26 protein-coding genes are annotated in these 23,813 nt (G+C 61.8%); all 26 read left to right on the top strand.

The genetic code is table 11. The features are described 5' to 3' along the window. The first annotated feature begins 24 nt into the window (after positions 1-24). The 26 genes from flgB (at position 25) to BQ4888_RS06870 (ending at position 23,813) form a co-directional block, all read left to right on the top strand. The gene (gene flgB, locus BQ4888_RS06745) at positions 25-438 is read left to right on the top strand and encodes a flagellar basal body rod protein FlgB (RefSeq protein ID WP_092055451.1); all 414 of its coding nucleotides are present in this window, start codon (positions 25-27) and stop codon (positions 436-438) included. Between the two features lie 10 nt (positions 439-448). Further along, positions 449-880: a flagellar basal body rod protein FlgC gene (gene flgC, locus BQ4888_RS06750; protein WP_092055455.1), complete on the top strand. Its 432-nt coding sequence runs from the start codon at positions 449-451 to the stop codon at positions 878-880. Between the two features lie 3 nt (positions 881-883). Then, positions 884-1,186, top strand: a complete 303-nt coding sequence (gene fliE / locus BQ4888_RS06755; RefSeq protein WP_092055459.1) for a flagellar hook-basal body complex protein FliE — start codon at positions 884-886, stop codon at positions 1,184-1,186. A gap of 59 nt (positions 1,187-1,245) precedes the next feature. Continuing rightward, positions 1,246-2,802 (top strand): flagellar basal-body MS-ring/collar protein FliF, encoded by a 1,557-nt coding sequence (fliF, locus tag BQ4888_RS06760; protein ID WP_092055462.1) that lies wholly within the window; start codon positions 1,246-1,248, stop codon positions 2,800-2,802. Between the two features lies 1 nt (position 2,803). Continuing rightward, positions 2,804-3,820 (top strand): flagellar motor switch protein FliG, encoded by a 1,017-nt coding sequence (fliG, locus tag BQ4888_RS06765; RefSeq protein ID WP_092055464.1) that lies wholly within the window; start codon positions 2,804-2,806, stop codon positions 3,818-3,820. Beyond that, positions 3,807-4,499: a FliH/SctL family protein gene (locus BQ4888_RS06770; protein ID WP_092055466.1), complete on the top strand. Its 693-nt coding sequence runs from the start codon at positions 3,807-3,809 to the stop codon at positions 4,497-4,499. The genes fliG and BQ4888_RS06770 overlap by 14 nt, the downstream gene beginning before the upstream one ends. Next, on the top strand, positions 4,500-5,804 hold the full coding sequence (locus tag BQ4888_RS06775) for a FliI/YscN family ATPase (RefSeq protein WP_092055468.1): 1,305 nt from the start codon (positions 4,500-4,502) through the stop codon (positions 5,802-5,804). 109 nt (positions 5,805-5,913) lie between these two features. Further along, entirely contained in the window at positions 5,914-6,345 is a 432-nt protein-coding gene (gene fliJ, locus BQ4888_RS06780) for a flagellar export protein FliJ (protein WP_092055472.1), read from the top strand. A gap of 14 nt (positions 6,346-6,359) precedes the next feature. Next, complete coding sequence (locus BQ4888_RS06785) at positions 6,360-6,875, top strand: MotE family protein (RefSeq protein WP_140396611.1); 516 nt, start codon at positions 6,360-6,362, stop codon at positions 6,873-6,875. 1,030 nt (positions 6,876-7,905) lie between these two features. After that, entirely contained in the window at positions 7,906-9,039 is a 1,134-nt protein-coding gene (locus tag BQ4888_RS17520; protein ID WP_170232779.1) for a flagellar hook-length control protein FliK, read from the top strand. A 191-nt stretch (positions 9,040-9,230) separates the two neighbouring features. Continuing rightward, entirely contained in the window at positions 9,231-9,977 is a 747-nt protein-coding gene (locus BQ4888_RS06795; RefSeq protein ID WP_092055484.1) for a flagellar hook assembly protein FlgD, read from the top strand. A gap of 16 nt (positions 9,978-9,993) precedes the next feature. After that, entirely contained in the window at positions 9,994-10,380 is a 387-nt protein-coding gene (locus BQ4888_RS06800) for a TIGR02530 family flagellar biosynthesis protein (RefSeq protein WP_092055487.1), read from the top strand. Positions 10,381-10,453: 73 nt separating this feature from the next. After that, a complete protein-coding gene (locus BQ4888_RS06805; protein WP_092055491.1) occupies positions 10,454-12,376 on the top strand; it encodes a flagellar hook-basal body complex protein in 1,923 nt (640 codons plus the stop codon). Positions 12,377-12,582: 206 nt separating this feature from the next. Next, positions 12,583-13,350 (top strand): motility protein A, encoded by a 768-nt coding sequence (locus tag BQ4888_RS06810; RefSeq protein ID WP_092055495.1) that lies wholly within the window; start codon positions 12,583-12,585, stop codon positions 13,348-13,350. A gap of 25 nt (positions 13,351-13,375) precedes the next feature. Then, the gene (locus BQ4888_RS06815; RefSeq protein WP_092055500.1) at positions 13,376-14,116 is read left to right on the top strand and encodes an OmpA/MotB family protein; all 741 of its coding nucleotides are present in this window, start codon (positions 13,376-13,378) and stop codon (positions 14,114-14,116) included. A 57-nt stretch (positions 14,117-14,173) separates the two neighbouring features. Continuing rightward, positions 14,174-14,680: a flagellar basal body-associated FliL family protein gene (locus tag BQ4888_RS06820; protein WP_240746305.1), complete on the top strand. Its 507-nt coding sequence runs from the start codon at positions 14,174-14,176 to the stop codon at positions 14,678-14,680. A gap of 8 nt (positions 14,681-14,688) precedes the next feature. After that, positions 14,689-15,678 carry a flagellar motor switch protein FliM gene (locus BQ4888_RS06825; RefSeq protein ID WP_092055503.1) on the top strand — a complete coding sequence of 330 codons (990 nt, stop codon included), beginning with the start codon at positions 14,689-14,691 and terminating at the stop codon, positions 15,676-15,678. Beyond that, the gene (fliN, locus tag BQ4888_RS06830) at positions 15,678-15,974 is read left to right on the top strand and encodes a flagellar motor switch protein FliN (RefSeq protein ID WP_092055508.1); all 297 of its coding nucleotides are present in this window, start codon (positions 15,678-15,680) and stop codon (positions 15,972-15,974) included. Before BQ4888_RS06825 ends, fliN begins: the two co-directional genes overlap by 1 nt. Positions 15,975-15,997: 23 nt before the next feature. Continuing rightward, a complete protein-coding gene (fliO, locus tag BQ4888_RS06835) occupies positions 15,998-16,384 on the top strand; it encodes a flagellar biosynthetic protein FliO (RefSeq protein WP_170232780.1) in 387 nt (128 codons plus the stop codon). After that, positions 16,381-17,115 carry a flagellar type III secretion system pore protein FliP gene (gene fliP / locus BQ4888_RS06840; RefSeq protein WP_092055512.1) on the top strand — a complete coding sequence of 245 codons (735 nt, stop codon included), beginning with the start codon at positions 16,381-16,383 and terminating at the stop codon, positions 17,113-17,115. The genes fliO and fliP overlap by 4 nt, the downstream gene beginning before the upstream one ends. Positions 17,116-17,289: 174 nt before the next feature. After that, positions 17,290-17,559: a flagellar biosynthesis protein FliQ gene (gene fliQ, locus BQ4888_RS06845; protein WP_092055515.1), complete on the top strand. Its 270-nt coding sequence runs from the start codon at positions 17,290-17,292 to the stop codon at positions 17,557-17,559. Positions 17,560-17,567: 8 nt separating this feature from the next. Further along, positions 17,568-18,347, top strand: a complete 780-nt coding sequence (gene fliR / locus BQ4888_RS06850) for a flagellar biosynthetic protein FliR (RefSeq protein WP_092055518.1) — start codon at positions 17,568-17,570, stop codon at positions 18,345-18,347. A gap of 160 nt (positions 18,348-18,507) precedes the next feature. After that, a complete protein-coding gene (flhB, locus tag BQ4888_RS06855; RefSeq protein ID WP_092055522.1) occupies positions 18,508-19,575 on the top strand; it encodes a flagellar biosynthesis protein FlhB in 1,068 nt (355 codons plus the stop codon). Next, positions 19,572-21,653 (top strand): flagellar biosynthesis protein FlhA, encoded by a 2,082-nt coding sequence (gene flhA / locus BQ4888_RS06860; protein WP_092055525.1) that lies wholly within the window; start codon positions 19,572-19,574, stop codon positions 21,651-21,653. The genes flhB and flhA overlap by 4 nt, the downstream gene beginning before the upstream one ends. Next, on the top strand, positions 21,643-22,899 hold the full coding sequence (gene flhF / locus BQ4888_RS06865; RefSeq protein WP_092055528.1) for a flagellar biosynthesis GTPase FlhF: 1,257 nt from the start codon (positions 21,643-21,645) through the stop codon (positions 22,897-22,899). The genes flhA and flhF overlap by 11 nt, the downstream gene beginning before the upstream one ends. A gap of 5 nt (positions 22,900-22,904) precedes the next feature. Beyond that, a complete protein-coding gene (locus BQ4888_RS06870; RefSeq protein ID WP_092055531.1) occupies positions 22,905-23,813 on the top strand; it encodes a MinD/ParA family protein in 909 nt (302 codons plus the stop codon).

The raw sequence follows: 23,813 nt of genomic DNA on the forward strand, positions 1-23,813 counted from the left end.
CTGCGCGGTAAAGGAATCCAGATCATGCCGAAGTTGGAACTTTTCGATCAGTCGATCCGTTTGCTGGAAAAGACCCTGGATATGCGCCAGCGCAACCAGGAGATCATCTCCTCGAACATCGCCAACGCCGAGACCCCCGGCTATACACCTTCGCGCCTGGAGTTCGAAGAGCAGCTGCGTCAGGCCCTCAAGCCTCTTCCCGGCGCGGCGGCGGCGACCCATCCGGCCCATTTCCCCATCGGCACCGGCGATCTCTCCGGGGTGCGGGGGAGGGTCATCCGCGAACCGGATACCCTCGGTTTCGGCGACGGCAACGGCGTCAATCTGGAACGGGAGATGATCGCCATGGCGGAAAACCAGCTGCTTTACGAAACCGCCACCCAGGTCATCAGCAAGAAACTCGGCCTGCTCAAATATGTGGCCCAAGACGGCCGTTAAGGAGGACTAAATGGATATCTTCGACGCGCTCAAAATAAGTTCCTCGGCGCTGGCGGCGCAACAGGTCCGCCTCAATACCATCAGCTCCAACCTGGCCAATATCGAAACGACCCGCACCCCCGACGGTGGCCCCTATCGCAAGCGGGAAGTCGTCTTTCGCTCCACCGAGAGCCCTTTCGCGAAAAAGTTGGAACAAAGCTTGAAAGGAGCGGTACAGGGGGTAGAGGTCGCCGCCATTCAGATCAACAACGCTCCTCCTCGGGTCATTTACGATCCCTCCCATCCCGACGCCGACGAGGCGGGGCAGGTGCTGCTTCCCAACGTCAACCTGCTCGACGAGATGGTCGATATGACCAGCGCCACCCGCGCCTACGAAGCGAACGTCACGGCGATCAAGGCGACCAAACGAATGGCCCTCAAGGCCCTTGAAATAGGACGATAAATCATGAGCGATATCACGTTACTTTCCCATCTGAGCAATCTCGGAACGCCGCCCGTCGCATCCTCCGCTCCGGCGCAGGGGGGTAATGGCGGTTTCGCCAAAGCCCTCGGCGAGGCTCTTGACTCGGTCAGCCGTAGCCAGTCCGAGGCCGATCTGGCGGTGGAGCAGTTGCAGACCGGCGAATCGCGCAATCTGCACGAGGTGATGATCGCCATGGAAAAAGCCGATATCTCCCTGAAGCTGGCGGTGCAGATGCGCAACAAGGCGCTTGAGGCTTATCAGGAAATCATGCGGATGCAGGTCTAATCTCCTCGACCGAGGGGGAATGGGTAATAATTTTATGGTGTTGAAGAGAGGTTCCGGCAATGGCGGTGGCAACGAATAGAAATCTGATGCGGACGGTGGGCGCCTGGCCGGCTTCCCGCAAGCTGAGTCTGCTGGCAGTGGTGCTGATCTGCGCGGCGGTCTTCGCCGCTATCATTCTGCAGGCGCGGGTGGCCGATTATCATCTGCTCTTCGCCCAGATGGAAAACGCCGACGCCGCCGAGGTGGTGGAGTGGCTCAAGGAACGGAAGATCCCCTATCGCCTGGAGGGCAACGGGACCTCCATCCACATTCCTGCCGATCAGGTCTACGAGACCCGTCTGGAACTGGCCGGTTCCGGTCTGCCTCGAGGGGGCGGCGTCGGTTTCGAGATCTTCGACCAGCAGAGCTTCGGCATGACCGACTTCGCTCAGAAGATCAACTACCTGCGCGCCCAGCAGGGGGAACTGTCGCGGACCATCGCCTCCCTGGCGCCGGTGGAAGGGGCGCGGGTGCATCTGGCCCTGCCGGAAAAACGCCTCTTCACCGAGCAGCAGAAGGTCGGTAGCGCCTCGGTCATCCTCAAGCTGGGAGCCGGCCGTCAACTCAAGGAAAGCCAGATCCAGGGGATCGTCCATCTGGTTGCCGGCAGCGTCGACGGCATCGAAGCCGAGAACGTCACGGTCGTCGATTCCACCGGCAAGATCCTCACCGCCAACCCCTCCGACGAAATCGCCGGGCCGATGACTCCGGGGATGCTCGATTACCAGCAGACCCTGGAGCGGCGTCTGGAAAGTCGCGCCCAGTCCCTTCTCGATCAGGCCCTTGGAGCCGGCAACTCGGTGGTGCGGGTGACCGCCGCCGTCGATTTCCTGCAGCAGGAGCAGACCGAAGAGAGTTACGATCCCAACCGTACCGCCGTGCGTAGCGAGCAGACCAGCCAGGAAAAGAACGGCACTCCGTCCGCCGCCGGGGTGCCGGGCGTCGCCTCGAATCTGGGGGATGCTGCGCCGACTTCCGGGATGACCTCATCGAGCCGTAGCGAAGAGACGATCAACTACGAAGTCAGCAAGGTCATCAACCGCAAGGTCTTCCCGGTCGGCACCATCAAGCAGCTCTCCGTGGCGGTGCTCGTGGCCGATCGTCCGGCACCGGCCGCCGCCGGGGAGGAAGCCGGTGCGCCGGTTCCCCGTGACGCCAAGGAAATCCAGTCGATCCGGGCCATGGTGAGCAGCGCCCTGGGCATCGACGATGCCCGTGGCGACAAGCTGGAAGTCAGTTCCATGCCCTTCGAGAGCGCTTTTTTTGAAATGGCTTCCACCGAAAGCATGGAAGGCGCCGGGCTTTACCAGTACCTGCCCTTTATCAAGTATGGCCTGTTGATCGTCGGCGCGGTCTTGCTCTATCTGCTGCTGGCCCGGCCGATGCTGCGTACCCTGCAGGGTTCCGCTCGGGTGGTGACGCCGATGAAGACCGTCGAGGAACTGGAGGCCGAACTGAACCGTACCGAGGCCCTACCCCGGCCGCAGGGCGACCCGGCCGAGCGGCTGCGGGAGCTGGCCATGCAAGAGCAGGGGTCGTTCGCCCAGATCATCAAGACCTGGCTGAGAGAGAGCTGAGATGGCAACGGGTCTTCTTTCGCGCCTGTCCGGAGTGGAACGGGCCGCCATGTTGCTCTTCTGCCTCGGCGAGGAGGCGACCGCGCGTATCTTCGAGCGTCTTGACGACAGCGAAGTTCGCAAGATCAGCCGCTGCATGATGAGCATCGAGCACGTTCCCGCCGATGTCGCCAAGCAGGTGGTCGATCATTTTCTCAAGGCCGAGGAGGAGCTGGCGGGGCTCTTCGTGCGTGGCGACGAGTTCGTCCGAAAAGCCATCTCCAGCAGTTCCAACAAGGATCGCAAGGCGTCGCTCATGGATCAGCTCGCCGCCGGGGCGAGTTTTCGTCCCCTGGAAACGATCGCCATGATGGAGCCGCGCATGGTCGCCGGCATCCTCCAGAACGAGCATCCCCAGACCATTGCCCTGATCCTCTCGACCCAGACGCCGGAGCATACCAGCAAGATTCTGGAAGGCTTCAACGAAGCGCTGCGCGCCGAGATCGTCTACCGCATGGCGCGCATCGACAAGGTTTCCCCCGAGGTCATCAACGATATCGAGGAATCCCTGCGTCGGGAGATCGGCGCCGTCGTCGACAGCGAGCAGCAGCAGGTCGGCGGGATCGACAAGGTGGTCGATATCCTCGGGCGCATGAAGAAAGGGAAGGATCGGGTGATCCTCGGCATGATCGAGGAGAGCGACCCGGAACTGGCGGAAACCATCCGCCGCCGGCTCTTTGTCTTTGACGACCTGGTCTATATCGACGGCCGCGGCTTGCAGCAGATTCTGCGCGAGGTCAACAACGACACCCTGGTGGTGGCCCTCAAGACCGCCTCCGAGGACCTGACCAACAAGCTTTTTGCCAACATTTCCAGCCGCGCCGTGGACATGATCAAGGAAGATATGGCGGCGATGGCGCCGGTGCGCCTCGCCGACGTCGAGGCGGCCCAACAGGAGATCATTCAGGTGGCGCTGAAGCTGGAGGAAGAAGGCAAGGTCGTGATCCCGGGAAGGGGAGTGTCCGATGTCCTGGTCTAGAATCTACAAGGGGAACGAGTGCAACGATTTGCAGCGCCTGGTCTTTTCCGACTTTGCCAGCGGCGACGGTGGCATGGTGGCGGGGGGCGCGGTCTTTCAGGAGTCCGTTTCATCCCTGCCGACGGCGTCCGCCGTCGACTCCGCTCGGGTGCATCTTCCGGGGGGGCCGTCCCGCGAGAGCGAGGCCCAGGCCGCCGAAGCCTTTGCCCGGGGCAAACGGGAAGGGGCCGAAGAGGTGGAAAAACGCTTCGGTCCGACGATCCAGGCCTTTGCCTCGGCGGTTGAGGAAATCAGCCGGCTGCGGGAATCGATCCTGAAAAACAGCTCCGATGATATGCTGCGCCTGGTCTTGGCGATCGCCGAGCAGATCATCCCCTGCGCTGTCTCCCTCAATCCCGAAATCATCCATCACACCATCGTCAAGGCCCTGCAGGCGGCCGCCGATGCCGACAGCTACCACATTAAGGTCCATCCCGACGACATGGCGGTGGTCATGGAGAAGAAGCCCCTGCTCATGGCGAGCATCAGCGGCCTGAAGAACCTGACCGTGGAAGAGGACGCGCACATCGCCCGGGGGGGATGCCTGGTCGAGTCGGAGCTGGGGCAAGTGGACGCCACCATCGAAAGCCAGCTGGAAGAGATCCGCGAGAAGATTCTACGCGCTGCCGGAGGGGCCTAGATGACCAATCTGGTCGGTGAGCTGCAAGGCTTCAACCCCATGCGGGTGCGGGGCAAGGTCACCAATATCGTCGGACTGGTGGTGGAGGGCTACTGCCCCGACGCTTCCGTCGGCACCCTGTGCATGCTCACACCCAAGGACGGCGGCGCGCCGGTGCCCGCCGAGGTCGTCGGCTTCCGCGATTCCCGGGCGTTGCTCATGCCCCTGGGCGAGTTGCGCGGTCTTGGGCCAGGAAGTCTCATCCAGGTCTGCCGCAGCAGCGCCGTCCAGAAGGTCGGCGACGGGCTGCTCGGGCGAGTGGTCGATGCCATGGGCGAACCGATCGATGGGCCGCCCCTGCCCCCCCTCGACCATGAAATGCCCATCTACGCCCTGCCCGCTGGCCCTCTGGAGCGGCGCAAGATCACCACTCCACTCGATCTCGGGGTCCGTTCCATCAACGCCATGCTGACCTGCGGCACCGGTCAGCGCATGGGGATCATGGCCGGTTCCGGGGTCGGCAAGAGCGTCCTGCTCGGCACCATGGCCCGCTTCGCCCAGGCCGACATCAACGTCATCGCCCTGATCGGCGAGCGCGGGCGCGAGGTCGGCGAATTCATCGAGCGCGACCTGGGCCCGGAAGGCCTGGCCCGTTCGGTGGTGGTCGTCGCCACCTCCGATCAATCGCCGCTGCTGCGCATGCGCGGCGCCTTCGTCGCGACCACCATCGCCGAGCATTTCTGCGCCCAGGGCAAGAACGTGCTGCTGATGATGGATTCGGCGACCCGTTTTGCCATGGCCATGCGCGAGGTCGGCCTGGCCGTCGGCGAACCGCCCACCACCAAGGGCTATACGCCCTCGGTCTTCGCCACCCTGCCCAAGCTGCTGGAGCGGGCCGGAAGTTTCAAGGCCGGCGGCAGTATCACCGGCCTTTACACCGTCCTCGTTGACGGCGACGACATGAACGAGCCGATCGCCGACGCGGTGCGCTCCATTCTCGACGGCCACATTGTCCTCTCCCGGCAGCTGGCGGCCCGCAACCACTATCCGGCCATCGACATCCTCGCTTCGGCCAGCCGCGTCATGCGCGACATCGTCGATCCCGAGCATTTCAAGCGCAGCGGCCTTTTGCGGGAGATTCTCGCCACCTACCGCGAGGCCGAGGATCTCATCAACATCGGCGCCTACGTCGCCGGTAGTAATCCCCGCATCGACCGGGCGGTGGCCAAGATCGACGCGGTCACCCGCTTTCTGCGCCAGGAAATGGGGGAATGGTTCGATATGCCGACGACGCTCGCGCAGCTCAAGGAACTGGGCCTCGACTGAGTGGCTGATGAAAAACGCCCATCCGCGGCGTTGCCCTCATCCGGATTTATTGATCAGCCTTACAGCACGATTTCAGGGAATTTTCTCCGCGGCGTAAAGGATAAGGGTCATGGCGAAATTCAAGCTGCAAACCGTGCTCGACTACCGGGAACGCCTGGAGAGTCTGGCGCAGCAGGCTCACGCTGACGCCCTCGACCGGGAGAACCGGCTGCTCGGGGAATTGACCGCCAAGCGCCGCGAGCTCGACAGCCTGCGGGAAGAGTTCGAGGACTTGCAGCGCAAGGGACTGGATGCTTTCGAGTTCTCGCTCTACAGCAACCACATCGGTCATGCCATGGGCCAGGTGGCGGATTTGGTGGAGCGCTGGGAGGCCGCCCGCGACGAGGTCGAGCGCCGGCGTCAGGCCCTGTGTGTCGCCAGCCAGGAGCGGCAACTGCTGGAAAAACTCAAGGAAAAGCATCGGAATGAAGCCTATGCAGAAGAACTGCACAAAGAGGCGGTGCAGCTTGATGAAGTCGCCGTGCGCCAATTCAGGAAATAGACAGGGGTAAAACCATGCGTCCCGGATTTCTACTCTTATCGATTACCTTGGCGGGCATTCTCCTCGTCAGTGGGGCGCCGCCAACCGGCGGTGAGGAGGCCATGCTGCCTGGCTTGGATTCCCTGGAACAGCGCCGTCTGCTTCTCTCCCTGCAAGAAGAGCGGGAGTCGTTACAGCAGGAATTCGCCGCCAAGGAAGAAAAACTCGCCATCAGGGAATTAGAGCTAAAGACCCTGGAGACCGAGGTCGATAAGAAGTTAGCCCAGCTCCAGCAGGCGCGGGACGACCTGAGTCGTCTGCTGGAAGCCAAGGACGAGGTGGAGGCCCAACGGATCCAGGGGCTCGGCAAGATGTATGAAAAAATGGACCCCGCCCAGGGCGCGGTTCTTCTCGCCGAGCTTGATCGGGAACTGGCGGTGCGGATTCTGGCCGGAATGAAGGCCAAGGCTGCCGGTGCCCTGTTGGAAAACATGCCTCCGGAAGAGGCGCGTCGCCTGAGTACTTCCTATTCCACCCTCGTCGAGGATTAAGCCGGGCTCTTCCATTCTCCTCGAAGGGTGAGCCAGTATGCAAATTCCCCCTGTTTCCCTCGACAGCCTGTTGCCCGCGGCAAACCCGGCCGCCCCTCCTACGACGGAAGGCGGCGGTTTCGCGCGTTCCTTGCGGGAACGACAGGACGCCCTCGCTACGCCAGCGGCCGATTCGGCCGCGCAATCCCCCGAGCCTGTAAAAACGACGGCCCAGCGCCGTGACGGTGAATCCCGCCAGGGTGCGCAGGACAACGGTGCCGAATTGGAGGAAAGAGGTGCGCCTCTCGCCAAAGAGTCGGCCCAGTCTTCCCCTCGACGCGGTGCCAAAGCCGGGTCGAGCGATGTCCCCCTCGTTTCCGCGACGGACCCTGCCAAAATCGAGGCGGAAATGGCGCTTTCACCGGATGCCCCTGTCTTGGAAGGCGTTGGCGCGGCCGTGTCGGAGGTTCTCCCACTGGCGGGTGAAGACCCTTTTCCGGCGCTTTCGCACACCTCCTTGACTGATGTCGAGACGTTCCGCGAGGCGGCTACGCAAGGGGCGCCGGTGTCGCCTGTGCCGGACGTTTCTCCTGCCGGCACGGAAAGGTCGGCATCTCGGCCCACTTCCCCTGGCGAAAGGGCCGACGGCTCGGGGATCGTTCCGGAAATCGATGCGTCTGCGTCACCGGGGAATCCCGGTGTCTCGACCGTTTCGCAGGGCGAGGTCGTCGCTGCTTCGGTTCTCACGTCGGATTCGCTTCCGACATCACGACTGAATCAGCCTTCGACCGTCGCTGTGGAAATGCCGGAAGCGCTTGCGCCTACATCCGACCAAAGAGTTGCGGATGAGCCTGCCCCGACCAAGGCAGGGTATGAAGCAGCGACCCCCCTTTCTGCCGCTTCTACGCAAGAAGCTGTCGATCCCGCTGCTACCGGGCGAGCAGAAGTTTCCGGCGTTCGTGGGGCGATGACGGATTCCCCGAATTTGATAGCGGAGCCTTTGTTCTCTGAAGCTTCCGGCGACAGGCCCGTTAGCGGGAGCGGACCGGCAATGCGGGCGGAAGAGGCGGTTGCGGCGGTTGCGGCGGTTCGCAGGGGGCCGTCCCTTGCCGCTAACCCAGCCTTGGATTCCAAACCGGAAACTCCCGTCGCCCGGGCCGATGCTCCGGCCGTTGCCCCCGCCGCCAGCGATCTCACCGCGGCCACTGAACCGGCTCCGGCGCGGGTTTCCCCCGCAGCTGTCCGCCAGGATATTCCGGCTTCTGCCTCCTTTCGGCTACCGGTAGATTCGGCGGTGATCGATTCGTTACGGGTCTCCCCGGCGCAAAGCCAACCCACTTCGGTTTTAGCCGAAGCCGCGACAGGTATCGCAACCCTGGCCGAAGGGGGCGCCGCTCTCCGCGAAACGGTCGTACCGCCAAGATTGCGGGAGGATCTACGTGGATCGCGCCTGGATACTTCCTCGGATCGGCGCTTCGCCCAACTTTTAGGCGAAACGCGAGGGGCGGTTCGTGTTTCGGTTGCGCAAGGGGAGTCGATGCCGGTGATGGATGCCGGCAAAGGGGAGGGGGCCGAGCTGCTCTTCCGTGAGCCCGGGGCGCAAGCGGAACCGGGAATCTTCCGGGTCGCCGCCGATAACGGGTCGAATCCTACGGTATTTTCCGCCGTTGGGCAGGGGGGAGCAACCCCGCAGGCCGCCTCTGCCGGAACAGGCACGCCGGGTGCCGCCACGCCTTTTGCCTTGCCGGTGCCCGAGGAGCAGGTCTATCAACAGGTGGCGAGCCGCCTGACTTTGGTCGATGGCGAACGACACAGCCGCATGACCATGCGCCTCTATCCCGAAGAATTGGGTCAGGTCAAGCTCGAGCTGACGGTGGAAGGGGACCGGGTCCGGGTGCAGATGCACGCCCAGAATCAGCAGGTTCAGGAAGTGCTGGAAAAATACCTGCCGCGCCTGCGCGAATCCTTCGAACAGCAGGGCTTGAAGCTGGAAGAGGCCCAGGTCACCTATGACTCCCCGGGACAGGGGGGGCGCGGTTCCTTTCAGGAATCCCGCCAGTCCTTCTTCACGGCCCGATCTGCCGGCCGTTCCGCCGGTCGCGCGGCCGGTGAGGAGGAACCGGTGGTTGCGCCGCCACCGTCTTCGGCCAACCCGCGCCCCGGCGGCATCAGCGTGCGGGTGTGAGAAACAGCCCCTGGCGATTGGCACCCCCGTTCGAGAAATTGGACGGGGGTTTTTTATGGGCGAATTTATTCACAGAAGATGAAAAGACCCCTAAAGACTTAACCGAAGGGTTCCGATAAGGCTCTCAAAGAGAAGCCGAGCCGCCGGAATCCGCGATCCGGTTTCGCGCATTGAAAGGGAGTGTCAAAGTTATGACAGACATCAGCGCATTAGGATTAGGGGCCGCGAGTGCAGATCTTACGAGTTCCGCCAGCAAGTCCGCCGACCTGAGTCAGCAAATCGGCAAAACCGAATTCCTGACCCTGCTCGTGGCGCAGCTGCAGAACCAGGATCCCCTCAATCCCCAGGACCCTACCGAGTTCACCGCGCAGCTCGCTCAGTACAGCTCCCTGGAGCAGCAGTTCGCCACGAACGCGCATCTGGCCAAAATGAGTGAGTCGAGCGCCGATGTGCAACGTCTCACCGCCCTCAGCCTCATCGGCAAAGAGGTTGTGGCCGAGTCGGCGGATTTGACTCTCGCTCCCTCCCCGGATGCGGAACTGAGCCAGCGTCTTGGTTACACTCCCGGTGTTCTCGACGGCCAGCTCGGCTACCGCCTGGAGGGTGCCGCGACCGAGGTGGAACTGAACATCTTCAATGAGCAGAAAACGTTGGTTGCCACCGTCAAGGCCCCGCCGGCGGCCGGCGGCGACCATTTCGTCGCTTGGGACGGCAGGGGATTCAGCGGCAATCTGCTCCCCGCCGGGAACTATACCATCGAAGTCACAGCCAAAAACGCAGCGGCCGCCGATGAGGAGGCGAGCAAGATCAACGCTTCGGGCCTCATCCGCGGAACGGTCACCGGCGTCGAAATCGGCGCCACCGGCAACGAATTGATGACCACGGCCGGCGCGGTTTCCCAGGCCGCCATCAGCAACGTCAACCAGCTGCTCATGTAGCCCTGGCGAGGATGACATGGACGAGCAACTGCGGATTTTTCCTACCCCGATCCAGCCCGCCGGTAACCCTGGCCCGGCCAGGATCAACAAAGGCTCTCCCCGTCCCGGTCCTTCTTTCGGGGAGATCCTCGAAGGCCAGCTGGGAAAAGAACCCCTGCGCTTTTCCCAGCACGCCCGGCAGCGCATGGAGAGCCGCGGCATTGCCCTGGCCCCGGAGCAGTTGGCCCGGGTCGAACAGGCAGTCGCCCAACTTGACGCCAAAGGGGGCCGGGATTCCCTGGTCCTGATCGATCAGACCGCCATGGTCGTCAGCGTCAAAAATCATACGGTCGTTACTGTGGTTGATCAAAACAGTTTGAAAGACAACGTCTTCACCAACATCGACAGCGCAATCATCGCATAGCCGAACCGGTCCTCGCGAAGGAGGTTCGCGGATCGCCAACCGACAGCGGCGATCCCTCAACAGGAGGCACGTCATGGGTATCCTTTCTTCTCTGTACAGCGGCGTCAGTGGTCTTTCCACCAACGGTAACGCCCTCAGCGTCATCGGTAACAACATCTCCAACAGCAACACCATCGGTTTCAAGTCGGGGCGCTCGGTCTTTTCCGACCTCCTCTCCAGCAGTATTTCCGCTTCCGGTGGCATTTCCCAGGTTGGCCGCGGCGCCGGCATGTCCACCGTCGACAACATCTTCACCCAGGGGACCTTCGAAAATACCGCCAAGAACACCGACCTGGCGATCGAGGGAGAAGGTTTTTTCATCGTCCGTGATCCCAATACCAATACCGATTCCTACACCCGGGCCGGCGCTTTCCGCTGGGATGCCGAAGGCTATCTGGTCTCTCCCGAAGGCTATCGGGCTATCGGCTATGCCCTGAACGAAGCGGGCAACGTCTCCGGCGACCTGACCGAGATCAAGGTCGACACCACCACCCTGAGCCCGCCCAAGGCGACCGAAAACGTGACCTTCACCACCAACCTCGACGCCGCTTCCCAGTATCCGGCGCCGATCATCGGCAAATTCGTCGGTGTTGGCCGCACCCTCGACACCACGGCCGCCGGGGCGACTGATTTCAGTGATCCCGATGGCGTCCTGACGATCAACGGCATGACTCTGGACATCGCCGGTGGCGGCACCTACAATCAGGGTTCGGCCCTGGAGATCAGCACCGCTATCGACAGTGTCGCGGGAATCAATGCCGAAGGGATCGTCATTCCCGGCTCCATCAACCTGAGCGAGGTGGCGGACAAATCGAGCACCGGCTGGACCATCCCCGCCGGCCTGACCATCAACGGCGTGAGCCTCGCGGGGGCCATCCCGGCGACGGTGGATCGGGCTTCCTACGACGTGGCCCTGGTCAACCATTTCAACTCCCTGCTGAACCCGGTCGGAGTGCGGGCCTCCGTCGATGCCAACACTCATTCGCTGACATTGACCAGTATGGATGGCAGCAATATCCAGGTGATCAACAGTGCCGACATGTCGAGCAGTATCCTGAGCCTCAACGGTGCCTTGCGCAAAACCGTCTTCAGCGGTCTGGAGATCCAGGCCAAGGGGACCGATATCGGCGAACTGACCATCGATGCCGGCACCAACAGCACCTATGGCCTGGTCTTCAACACAGGGACCAGCGGCCGCGACGCCGGGTTCGACATCACGGCGCCGGAGGCGACCTCCAACTACGCCAACTCGGTGACGATCTACGATTCCCTGGGTAATCCGCACCAGACTACGGTCTACTTTTCCAAGCTCAACCCGGCGACCAACCCCCTGCAATGGGAGTACAACATCACCGTGAACGCCGCTGAGCTGAACCTGACTCCGGCCCAGACCGGCCCCTATCTGATCTCCAGTGGAGTTCTACGTTTCCTCGATGACGGCACCCTCGATCCGGATTTCCCCAGCGGGCTGACCACTTCGCCCAACGATCTGGCCTGGAACAACAACTCGGACCCGACCGTGCAACTCAATATCGATTTCAACACCACCCAGTGGTCCAACGCCTCGGTGGTCATCAGCCAGGATCAGGACGGCTTTGGCACCGGAACCGTCGCACAGCTCTCCCTCGATAACGAAGGGAATATTCTCGGCAACTACTCCAACGGTGTGCCGCGCAGCCTGTACCGGATTTCCCTGGCCAAGTTCAGCAACGCGGCGGGTTTGACCAAGACCGGCAACAATATGTACCAGACCTCGGGGACTTCCGGTTCGCCTATCGTCGGTACCGTCGGTTCCGGTATCGGGCAGATCTTCACCAACTCGCTGGAGCAGTCGAACGTCGACCTGGCCGCTGAATTCGTCAGCATGATCACCACCCAGCGCGGCTTCCAGGCCAACTCGAAGATCATCACCACCACCGACGAGATGCTCAACGAATTGATCAACCTGAAGCGTTAATCTTTAAGTCAATATTTTGACTGAAAATGGCCGGGACTTTCTCCCGGCCATTTTTTTCTCCGGGCGTTGGGGTGTGGAATCCGACTCCCGCCCGATTTGCTCCCGGTTTTTCGGCAAAGGTACGTCATGGCACGGCATTTGCTCATGACCTGATAGGCACGCCGGACGGATTGACCGCCCGGCCTTTCTCCCTGGGGTAGTGACTCGTGGATCTCTCGACCGTCGTCGGAATTGTTGCCGCTTTTGCCCTCATGATCGTCGCCATCATGTCGGGGGGATCGTTGATGCTCTTCATCGATCCGGCCTCGATGATGATCGTGCTTGGCGGAACCATCGGCGCCACCCTGGTTCACTACCCCTTCCGGTCCGTCTTTGGGGCGATGGCGGTTTTCAAGAAGACCGTCTTTCATCAGGAAACGGCGCCGCAGGCGATCATCGGCCAGTTGATCCAGTTCGCCGGCAAGGCGCGCAAGGAAGGGATCCTGGCCCTCGAATCCTTCCTCGACGAAGTCAAGGATCCTTTCTTCCAGAAGGCGCTGCAGATGGCGGTGGACGGGCAGGAGGCCGAGGCGATGAAGGAGATGCTCGACAAGGAGATCGAATACATTCAGGAGCGGCACGAGTCGGGGGCGGATATCTTTATCGCCATGGGCAGTTACGCTCCGGCCATGGGGATGATCGGCACCCTGATCGGCCTGGTGCAGATGCTCCAGAGCATGAGCGACCCTTCTTCCATCGGCCCGGCCATGGCGGTGGCGTTGTTGACCACCTTTTACGGCTCGGTCATCGCCAACATCCTCTGCCTGCCCATCGCCGGGAAATTGAAAAACCGCAGCGGCGAGGAAATTTTGAGCAAAACCCTCATCGCCGAGGGGATGCGCTGCGTGCTGGCGGGGGAGAATCCCCGGCTGATGGAGCAGAAGCTGCATACCTTCGTGGCGCCCAAACTGCGCGAGAGCAATTTCAAGAAATAACGGCACCCCAAAAGGCGGCATGCGGATGACGAAAAGACCGAAAAAACAGGATCCCGGCGCTCCGGCCTGGATGGTCACCTTCAGCGACATGGTGACCCTGCTGCTGACCTTCTTCGTGCTCCTTTTATCCATGGCCAATATGGATAAGATCAAATTCGAGGAAGCGGCCGGATCGCTGCGCAGCGCCTTCGGGGTGATGGGGGGCGGGAGCCAGACCTCGATATCCAAGCCGAAAGTAGTCGAGTTCGCGCCGATCCAGGACGATTTCACCAGTCGTCTCTATCAGCGGATGCTCAGCCAGATCAATCAACTGAAGATCGATCGCCGCATCCAGCTGGTCAAGGACCGCGGTGCGGTTATCCTGCGGGTCGATGCGGCGGTCCTCTTCGCCTCCGGTCAGACCGAGGTGAGTCCCGAGGCCTATCCGATATTGCAGGATGTCGCCGCCCTGATCGAAAATCTGCCGCTGAATTTGCGCATCGAGGGGCACACCGACGACACCCCCACCTCGGGGCTGGCGCTCTCCAACTGGGACATCTCCATCGCCCGGGCGGTGTCGACCCTGAAGTTTTTCGAGCGGGAAAGCCTCGTCCCCCTCGATCGCATGTCGGCGGTCGGCTACGGTTCCCGGCGGCCCCTGGCGACGGAAAAAAACGAGGCGGCCCAGGCTCTCAACCGCCGGGTCGAGTTCGTTCTCGAAAGTATCGGCGGCAACCGCGAGGCGCTGCCCTATCTGATCGACGCCGGAAAACAGGTCCCCTTTTAGGACGAAGAAAGCCTCCTCTTAGGCGTGAATCCTTCCGCCGGAAAACGAGAAATAATCATGGCCGAAAACAAGACCGACGATAAAAGCGAAGAAAAAGGTGGCGGCAAACTGAAGCTCATTCTGATGATCCTGGGGGCGGTGCTGCTGCTGGCCGGGGTCGGCGTCGGCGCCTACTTTCTCGGTGCCGGCAGCGCCGCCAAACCGGAAACCGTCGAAAAGAGCCCGGCCGCGACCCAATCCGCCGAGACGGGGGTCGCGCCGGTCGGGCCGATGCTGCCGATGGACGACTTCATCGTCAACATCCTCGACGCCGAAGGAACCCGCTATCTCAAGGTCTCCATGACCCTGGAGCTACTCACCCCAGAAGGGATGCTGGAAATCGAAGAGCGCAAAGCCCAGGTGCGCGACACCATTCTCCTTTACCTGGGGAGCAAGACCTTCGATGAAATCCGCGATCTGCAGGGCAAACTGCAACTGCGCGCCGATCTCATCGGCAAGCTCAACGCCCTGCTGACCAAGGGCAAGATCAAAACCATCTATTTCACCGATTTCGTCGTTCAGTAGAGGCGGCCTTGGATCGCATCCTCAGTAGAGAAGAAATCGCGGAACTCCTCTCGGCGGTTCAGCACGGCACCATCGAGACGGCCGCCGAGGTTCCGCCGCCGCCGAGCGATCAGCCGGTGCGCGGGCTCAACCTGGTCGGTGGTCGGGGGGGGCTGGGGCGCTGGCGGATTCCCAACCTCGATCTCATCTTCGAGGCGATCGGGCGTGGCTACGGCATCACCCTGACCAACCGCCTGCAACGCCAGGTCACGGTCAAATATACCGGCAGCGACTCCCTCGGCTTCGCCGAGTATCTGGAAACCATCCAGAACAATTCCGCCATCGGTCTGCTCGACCTCGAACCCTTCAAGTCGGGGGCGTTGCTCATCTACAGCGGCGAACTCTCTTTTGTCCTGCTGGAAATTCTGCTCGGCGGCGCGATCAAGAAGATAGTCCCCTTGCAGCGTTCCCTGACCAGCATCGAAACGACCCTGCTCAAGGGGTTGATGACTTCCCTCTGTCCCGATCTGAAAAAGGCCTTCGATCCGGTGGAGCAGCTACATCCACAGCTGCTCAAGGTCGAGACCAACCCGCGGCTGGTCAATATTGTCCCGCCCGAGGCAGGGATTCTGGTCGTGACTTTCGGGGTGAACCTGGAGGGGCTGTCCGGGGTGATGACCCTGGTCATTCCCCACGCCTCCCTGGAGCCGTTGCGAGAGAGGCTGCGCGAGTCGACCCTCTCCGTGGAGCTGCGCAACAGCGACGAATGGCCGAGTCTGCTTGCCGACGGGGTGGCGACGATGCCGGTGGAGATCTCGGCCCAGGTTGCCGAGGTGGTGGTCATGGTGCGGGACATCCTCAACTTTCAGGAGGGGGATATCATCGACCTGGGCTGCGCGCCCAACGTCCCCCTCAAGGTGCTGGTCGAAGGACGTCCCAAGTTCTGGGCGACGGGGGGAACCCAGAACGGCAATAAGGCGATTCGCATCATCAACCGGATGCCGCAACGGAGCAAATAATGGATAACAGCAAACAGCCGCAGGGCCAGGGTGAAGTCAAGAATCTCGAATTTCTGCTCGATATTCCCTTGCAGATTTCCGTGGAGGTCGGCCGCAGCCGCATTCTCATCAAGGAACTGCTGGAGATGCAGGAAGGGACGGTGGTCGAGCTCGACAAGCTGGCCGGGGAACCCCTCGACGTCTACGTCAACTCGCGCCTCATCGCCCGGGGCGAAGCAGTGCTGGTCAACGAAAAGTTCGGCATCCGCCTGACCGATGTGGTCAGTCCCGCCGAACGCATCGAGAATCTGGGCTGAAAAGCGACGACAGGATGAGGATCATGATCAGGACGCAAGCCATGCTTCTTCTGCTGGTGACGGCTGCTCCGGCCTGGGCCGAGCCCGTTGTCGGCGGCGGCGGGGATCTCTTCATCCCCTGGATCAAGATGATCGTCGCCCTGCTCTTTGTCCTCGGCCTGATCCTGCTGCTCTACTACGGGGCGAGCCGTAAGGGGTTCGGCCTGCTGCCGGCCGCCCGCACCGGGCAGATCAAGGTGCTGGAAATGCGTTCCCTGGGGCCGAAAAAAGGGGTCTGCCTGATCCGGGTGCGGGACGAAGAGTTTCTCCTCGGCCTTGGCGGCGACCGGGTCGAACTGCTGGCGCGCCTCGAGGGGCCGAAAACGACTTTTGCCGAAACTCTGGACAAACAACCGGGGGAATCGGCATGAAGGCCTGGCGCATCCTTCCGCTTCTGCTGCTCGTCCCCGTGTTGGCTCAGGCTCAGGGGTTGCCGACCTTGACCTTCGGCATCGGCGAGGCGACGGAGCCGGGACAGGTCTCTACCGCCCTGCAGGTGCTGATGGTTCTCACCATCTTGTCCGTGGCGCCGGCGATCCTGCTCATGACCACCGCCTTCACCCGGGTGGTGATCGTCCTCTCCTTTGTCCGTCAGGCCATGGGCACCCAGCAGCTCCCGCCGAACCAGATCGTTATCGGCCTGGCGCTCTTTCTGACCCTCTTCATCATGGCGCCGGTCTGGACCAAGGTGAATGAAACCGCCCTGCAACCCTATCTCAACAATGAGCTCAGTCAGCAGGTCGCCCTGGAGAAAGCCCTGGTTCCCATGCGTGATTTCATGCTGGCGCAGACCGCCGAGAAAGATCTGGGTCTGCTCATGGAAATTGCTCGGGTCGAGGCGCCGGCGACCCGGGATGATGTGCCGACCCTGACGCTGATTCCGGCTTTCATGCTCTCCGAGTTGAAACGGGCCTTCCAGATGGGCTTCATGATCTACATCCCCTTTCTGGTCGTGGACATGGTCGTCGCCTCGGTGCTGATGGCCATGGGCATGATGATGCTGCCGCCGCCGATCATTTCGCTCCCCTTCAAGATTCTGCTCTTCGTGCTGGTGGACGGTTGGGCACTGGTGGTCGGCTCCCTCGTCCAGAGCTTTTATTAGCAGGCGGATGAAAAACGCCCATTCGCGGCGTTGCCCTCATCCTTGTCACTGCGACGTACATGGCCGGTACGCCTCGCTCCTCGCATTTCGGGCGCCTTGCGCCTGGGCATTTTTGATCCGCCTGGAAAACCGAGAATTCCATTCGCTCCACGCAGGAACCCCCGGAGGAATCTTATGACTCCCGAATTCGTCGTCGCTCTTGGCCGCCAGTCGGTGGAGCTGGTCTTGATGCTGGCCGCCCCCATGCTCATCTGCGCTTTGGTGGTCGGCTTGCTCATCAGCATCTTTCAGGCCGCCACCCAGATCAACGAGCAGACCATGACCTTCATCCCGAAGATCGTGGCGGTCCTCGTCTCGCTGATCATCTTCGCCCCCTGGATGATTCAGAAACTGCTCTCCTTTACCTCCGGCATTCTGGTGGGCATCGCCACCACCGGTATCTGATCCGCCCCATGGACGGACTGCCCTTCACCGTCGCCGGTTTTCAGCTCTTTCTCGTCTGTCTCGCGCGCATGGCCGCCATGATCGGCACCCTGCCGGTCTTCGGCAGCGGCACGGCGCCGGCGCGGGTGCGCATCGGCCTGGCGGTGATGCTGGCGCTGCTGATCTTTCCGGTGGTTCGCCCCTATCTCCCGCCCCCGGATTTTTCTCCCGTCACCCTGGGACTGCTGATTCTTGGCGAAGCCCTGCTTGGCCTGATGGTCGGGTTCATCGCCCAGTTGGTGCTGACCTCCGTCGAGGTGGGGGGTACCATTATCGGCTACAAGATGGGTTTCGCCGCCGCCAACGTCTTCGATCCCCAGAGCCAGCGCCAGATCGAACTGATTTCCCAGTACCAGAATGTCATCGCTGTCCTCATCTTTCTCGCCCTCGACGCCCACCATCTTTTCCTCCGTGCCGTGGTGCGCTCCTACGAGCTGCTGCCTCCGGGCGGGATCGACATCGGTGGCGACGCGGTCCCCTTTCTCATGACCCTGGTCAGCCGCATGTTCGTCCTCGGCATCCAGCTCAGCGCACCGATTCTGGCGGTGCTGATTCTGGCCAGCCTGGTGATGGGCATCCTTGCCCGGGTCTTCCCCCAGCTCAACGTCTTCATGCTCTCCTTTCCCCTCAATATCGGTGTCGGCTTCCTTGTCATGGGTTTGACACTCAGCCTCCTGGTGCTCATGCTCGAGCGGGAATTCGGCATCGTCCCCGAGCGGATTCTCCATCTCATTCAGACCTTCAGGTAAGGCGGATTCTCCCTTTTTTCCCGGCCCAACGCTGAAATCGAGCGCTCCCCCGGGAAAAAATCTTCGCCCTTTTCATCTCTTGGAAAAATTGGACCGGGTTTTGCTGATAAGGAGTCCGGAGGGTGCGGCGCGGTGCCGCAGCCGGATGAAAAGGTAAGGCATGGCCGACGAGGACAAGGACTCCAAAACAGAACAGGCGACAGCGAAGCGGCGTCGTGATTTTCGCGAGAAAGGGCAGGTCGCCCAGAGCCGCGAAGTTCATACCGCCGCGCTGATGACCTTTTTTCTCCTCCTCTGGTACTTTTATGCCCCCTACTTCTGGGGTCAGCTCGAACTTTTGACCCGCGGCGTTTTCGGCATGGTCGGAAGCTTCGAAGTGACCCCCGTCTCGGTCCAGGGCCTCTTTCTCTTTCTCCTTTCCCGCCTCGGACTGCTGATCGCCCCCCTACTGGCGCTGGTGCTGGTGGTCGGCTTCTTCTCCAGTTTCATGCAGATCGGCTGGCTCTTCACCACCAAGCCGATGGAACCGGATCTGGCCAAGCTCGACCCGATCAAGGGCGCGAAAAAATTCATCTCCAAGCGTTCCTTTATCGAGGTTCTCAAGTCGCTGGCCAAGGTGCTGATCATCGGCTTTTTTGCCTATCAGACAGTACGCAACGAGTTCGAACAGGCCCTCTATCTGATCGACATGCCGCCGATCAGCACCCTGGTTTTTACCGGGCAACTGGCCTTTTCCGTGCTGCTCAAGACCTGCGGCATCCTCATCGTGCTGGCGCTGCTCGACTATCTTTTCGTCCGTTGGGAGATGGAAGAGAAGATGAAGATGACCAAGCAAGAGCAAAAGGAAGAGTACAAAGAGACCGAGGGGGATCCGCTGATCAAGGGCAAGATTCGCCAGATCCAGATGCAGATGGCGCGCAAGCGGATGATGGCGGAGATCCCCAAGGCCGACGTGGTCATCACCAACCCGACCCATCTCTCGATCGCCATCGCCTATCGCCGCGACGAGATGGATGCCCCGCAGATCGTCGCCAAGGGGGCCGACACCCTGGCCATGAAGATTCGCGAGATCGCCAAGGAGCATAAGGTGCCGCTGGTGGAGAACGTGCCGGTGGCGCGGGCCTTGTACAAGTTTGAAGTGGGGGATGCCGTCCCCGAAGAGCTCTATACGGCGGTGGCGGAAATCCTCGCTTACGTCTACAGCCTTAAAGGGAAAACGAAACAATGAGTTGGCTCAGCGAGAACAAATGGGCGGCGAGGCTCGTGCGCAGCGACGTGATCGTGGCGCTGGCCCTGGTCGCCATCCTGATGGTGATGATCATCCCCATCCCGCCGGTGATGCTCGACATCTTCCTGGCGACCAACATCACCATATCGCTGATGATTCTGATCATCTCTCTCTATACGGCGCGGGCCCTCGATTTCACCGTTTTCCCCTCGCTCCTGTTGGCGACGACTCTCTTTCGGCTCTCGCTCAACGTCGCCTCGACCCGTTTGATCCTGATCAACGGCCATGAAGGGGTGGGGGCGGCCGGGGCGGTCATCATGTCCTTCGGCCAGTTCGTGGTCGGCGGCAACTACGTGGTCGGGATCGTCATCTTCGTCATCCTTGTCGTCATCAACTTCATGGTCATCACCAAGGGCGCCGGGCGCGTCGCCGAAGTCGCCGCCCGCTTCACCCTCGACGCCATGCCGGGCAAGCAGATGGCCATCGACGCCGACCTCAACTCCGGTATGATCAGTGATGAAGAAGCCCGTACCCGGCGCAAGGAAATTTCCATGGAGGCCGACTTTTACGGCGCCATGGACGGTGCCAGCAAGTTCGTGCGCGGCGACGCCATTGCCGGCATCATTATCACCCTGGTCAATATCGGCGCCGGTTTCATCATCGGCGTCGCCCAGCAGGGGATGGCCATGGCCGATGCCGCCCAGACCTACACCATCCTCACCGTCGGCGACGGCCTGGTCGGCCAGATTCCGGCCCTGATCATCTCCACCGGCGCCGGTATCCTGGTCACCCGCAGCGCCGGCTCCGGCGATTTCGGCTCCGACCTGAAGAGCCAGTTCACTCTCCATCCCCGCGCCCTGTGGGTCGTCTCCGGCATTCTCCTCTTTTTCGCCCTGATCCCCGGGTTGCCGACCTTCTCTTTTCTGGTCCTCTCGGCGGCCCTGGCCGGCATTGCCTGGCTGGTGCAGAAGGGGGAACTGGCCAAGGCGGCGGCGCCGCCACCGCTGGAGCCGGAGCCGGAAGCGCCCAGCGAGGAGAATTACGAGGAGATGCTCACCGTCGATCTGCTTGAACTGGAGGTCGGCTACGGACTCATCCCCTTTGTCGATGCCGCCCAGAAGGGCGAACTTTTGACGCGCATTCAAGCGATCCGTCGTCAGTTCGCCCTGGATATGGGCTTTATTGTGCCGCCGATACACATCAAGGACAATCTGCAGCTCAAGCCCAACGAGTACGCCGTCCTGCTCAAGGGGGTGCGCATCGCCGGCGGCGAGATGCTCCCCGGTCATTATCTGGCGATGAATCCCGGCACCGCGAGCGACAGTCTGCGCGGGGTGGCGACGACCGAGCCGGCCTTCGGCCTGCCTGCCACCTGGATCAGCGAAGATAAGCGCGAACGGGCGCAGATGCTGGGCTACACGGTGGTTGACTGCACCACGGTCATGGCCACGCACCTCGGAGAAATCATCAAGAAACACGCCCATGAGCTGTTGGGCCGCCAAGAGGCACAGAACTTGCTCGATAACCTCGGTAAGAGCTATCCGAAGCTGGTGGAAGAGCTGGTGCCCAACCCCTTGAGCCTCGGACTGATCATGCGGGTGCAGCAAAACCTCTTGCGCGAACAGGTGTCGATCCGCGATATGCGAACCATTCTTGAAACTCTGGCCGACTGGGTGGCCTCGACGCACGACCCCGACCTGCTCACCGAGTATGTGCGGCAGGCGATGGGGCGCTCGATCAGTACGCGCCACGCCCCCGACGGCGAAACTCTGCCGGTGCTGGTTTTCGATCACGATGTGGAATCACGCCTGCAGAACGCCTTGCAGCAGTCGGCCCAGGGCAGCTATCTGGCGCTCGACCCGGGGACCGCCCGCTCGGTGCTGGAAGGGCTCTCCGAGCGCATCAAGGCGCTGGTCGGTGTGGCTCAGCCGGTGCTCCTCTGCGCCCCGACCCTGCGGCCCCATGTCAAAAGGTTGACCGAACGCTATCTGCCCAATCTGGTGGTTCTTTCCCACAACGAGATCGCGTCCCACCTCAAGGTGAAGTCGGTCGGAACGGTACGCCTCCATGCAAGTTAAAGTCTTTGAAGCTCCGGATATGGCGACCGCTCTCAAGCTGGTCAAGGAAAGCCTCGGTCCCGAGGCCCTGATCCTGTCGACGCGCTCAGTGCGCAAGGGCAAGGGCGGGCTGCTCGGCAAGCCGGTGCTGGAAGTGACCGCCGCTATCGAATCGCCCGAGCCGGCCCCCCGGCCGGTGATGCCGGCCTCGGCGGCGGCCAATCTCTACGGCCGCGCCCTCGGCGCCGCTCCCGTAAGCGAGCCGGTGGCGGCCGAGCCGGAAGTGAACTACGCCGATCTCTGGCGGCGGCGCAAGGTGATCGATCCCCTGGAGCAGGAGCTCGACGCCTTGAAGGGGCAGGTTTCTTCCCTCAATGTCGATTCCCTGCGCAGCGAGATCAACGAACTCAAGGAACTGGTCAAGGGTGCCGTCGAGAGTCGGGGCGTGGCCGAGCCCGCGCCCGCCGCCGCCCGCCGCCCCGGGCAGCCGGCCATCGTGCGCATGATGGAGGCCCTGCTCGCCCGCGGTCTGAGTGAAGGGGTGGCAGAGGTGATCGTCAAGCGCGCCCTGCGCAACTATCCGCCCAAGGATCGCACGATCACCCTGGAGGCCTTTCTCGCCGCCGCCATGGTTGACCTGATTCGCGTCACCCATCCTCTGGCGCCGGGGCGCGGTCCGCGCACCCTGGCCCTGATCGGCCCGACCGGGGTCGGCAAGACGACCACCGTGGCCAAGCTGGCCGCCGATTTCCTGCTCAATCAGGGGCGCAAGATCGCCCTGGTGACGATCGACATCTACCGCATCGCCGCTGCCGAGCAGCTCAAGGTTTACGGCGAAATCATGCAGCTGCCGGTAGACGTGGTCCTCTCCCCCGAGCAGCTGCGTCAGGTGCTGGAGCGTCATCGCGACAAGGATCTGATCCTTATCGACACCGCCGGGCGCAGCCCCCGGGACAAGGCCGGGATCGACGAACTGGAAAAATTCATCGGCGAAGGCAGCGGCGTGGAAAACCATCTGGTGCTTTCGGCGACGACCCGTGAGCAGGAGCTCTTCGGCGCCATTCGGCGATTCGGGCGATTGCCCATCGACAGTCTGATTTTCACCAAGCTCGATGAGTGTGAGGGGCTTGGCTCGATTCTGAATGTTCATTTCAAGCACGATTGCCCGCTTTCGTATCTGACTAACGGCCAGCGCGTTCCCGAAGATCTGCTGCCGGCCGATCCCCGTCAGTTGGCGGGGATGGTCATGGGGAAACTCAAGGAATGAGAGATATGGATATGGTCAAGGAACCTATCGACCAGGCCGGGACCCTGCGCTCGCTCAGCGGCAACTTTGCCCGTTCGGCACTGGCGGCGGGAGAGGGGCGCAAGTTCCCGCAGGTCATCTCCGTCACCAGCGGCAAGGGCGGGGTCGGCAAGACCGCCGTGGCGGCCAATATCGCCATCGTCCTGGCCCGCTCCGGCAAGAAGGTGCTGATTATCGACGCCGACCTCGGCCTGGCCAACGTCGACGTGATTTTCGGCCTGACCCCCCAGTTCAATCTCAACCATTTCTTTGCCGGCGAAAAGACCCTCAACGAGATCGTCGTCGAAGGCCCCGAGGGGGTCTGCATCCTGCCGGCCGGTTCCGGTCTTCAGTCCACTACCCATCTCAGCCCCGAGCAGCGGATGCGCTTTCTCGATGCCATGGAGGCCTTTCACGGCGATTTCGACATCATCATCATCGACACCGAAGCGGGCATTTCCGAGAACGTCACCTATTTCAACGTCGCCGCCCAGCAGATCCTGGTCGTAACCACCCCCGACCCGACGGCGATTACCGACGCCTACGCGATCATGAAGCTGCTCTCGACCAAGTATCACGAAAAGCGCTTCAACCTCATCGTCAATTCGGTGGTCGATCCCGACGAGGCGCTCGACGTCTACAAAAAGCTGACCTTGGTGGCCAACCGCTACCTCGACATTTCTATCGATTACCTGGGCTGTATTCCCTACGACAAGCGCATGCGCGAGTCCGTCTCCCGGCAGAAGGTGATGGTCGAACTCTATCCCAAAAGCAAGATCAGCAGCGCCTTCGAGGATCTGGCCGAAAGTCTGACGGCGATGATCCAGAACGTGCAGGCCAAGGGCACCCAGCAGTTCTTCTGGCAGCGGCTCCTTTCCTTCGGGCAGGGCGAATAA

This window comes from Desulfuromonas acetexigens (genome assembly GCF_900111775.1).
GTDB lineage: Bacteria > Desulfobacterota > Desulfuromonadia > Desulfuromonadales > Trichloromonadaceae > Trichloromonas > Trichloromonas acetexigens.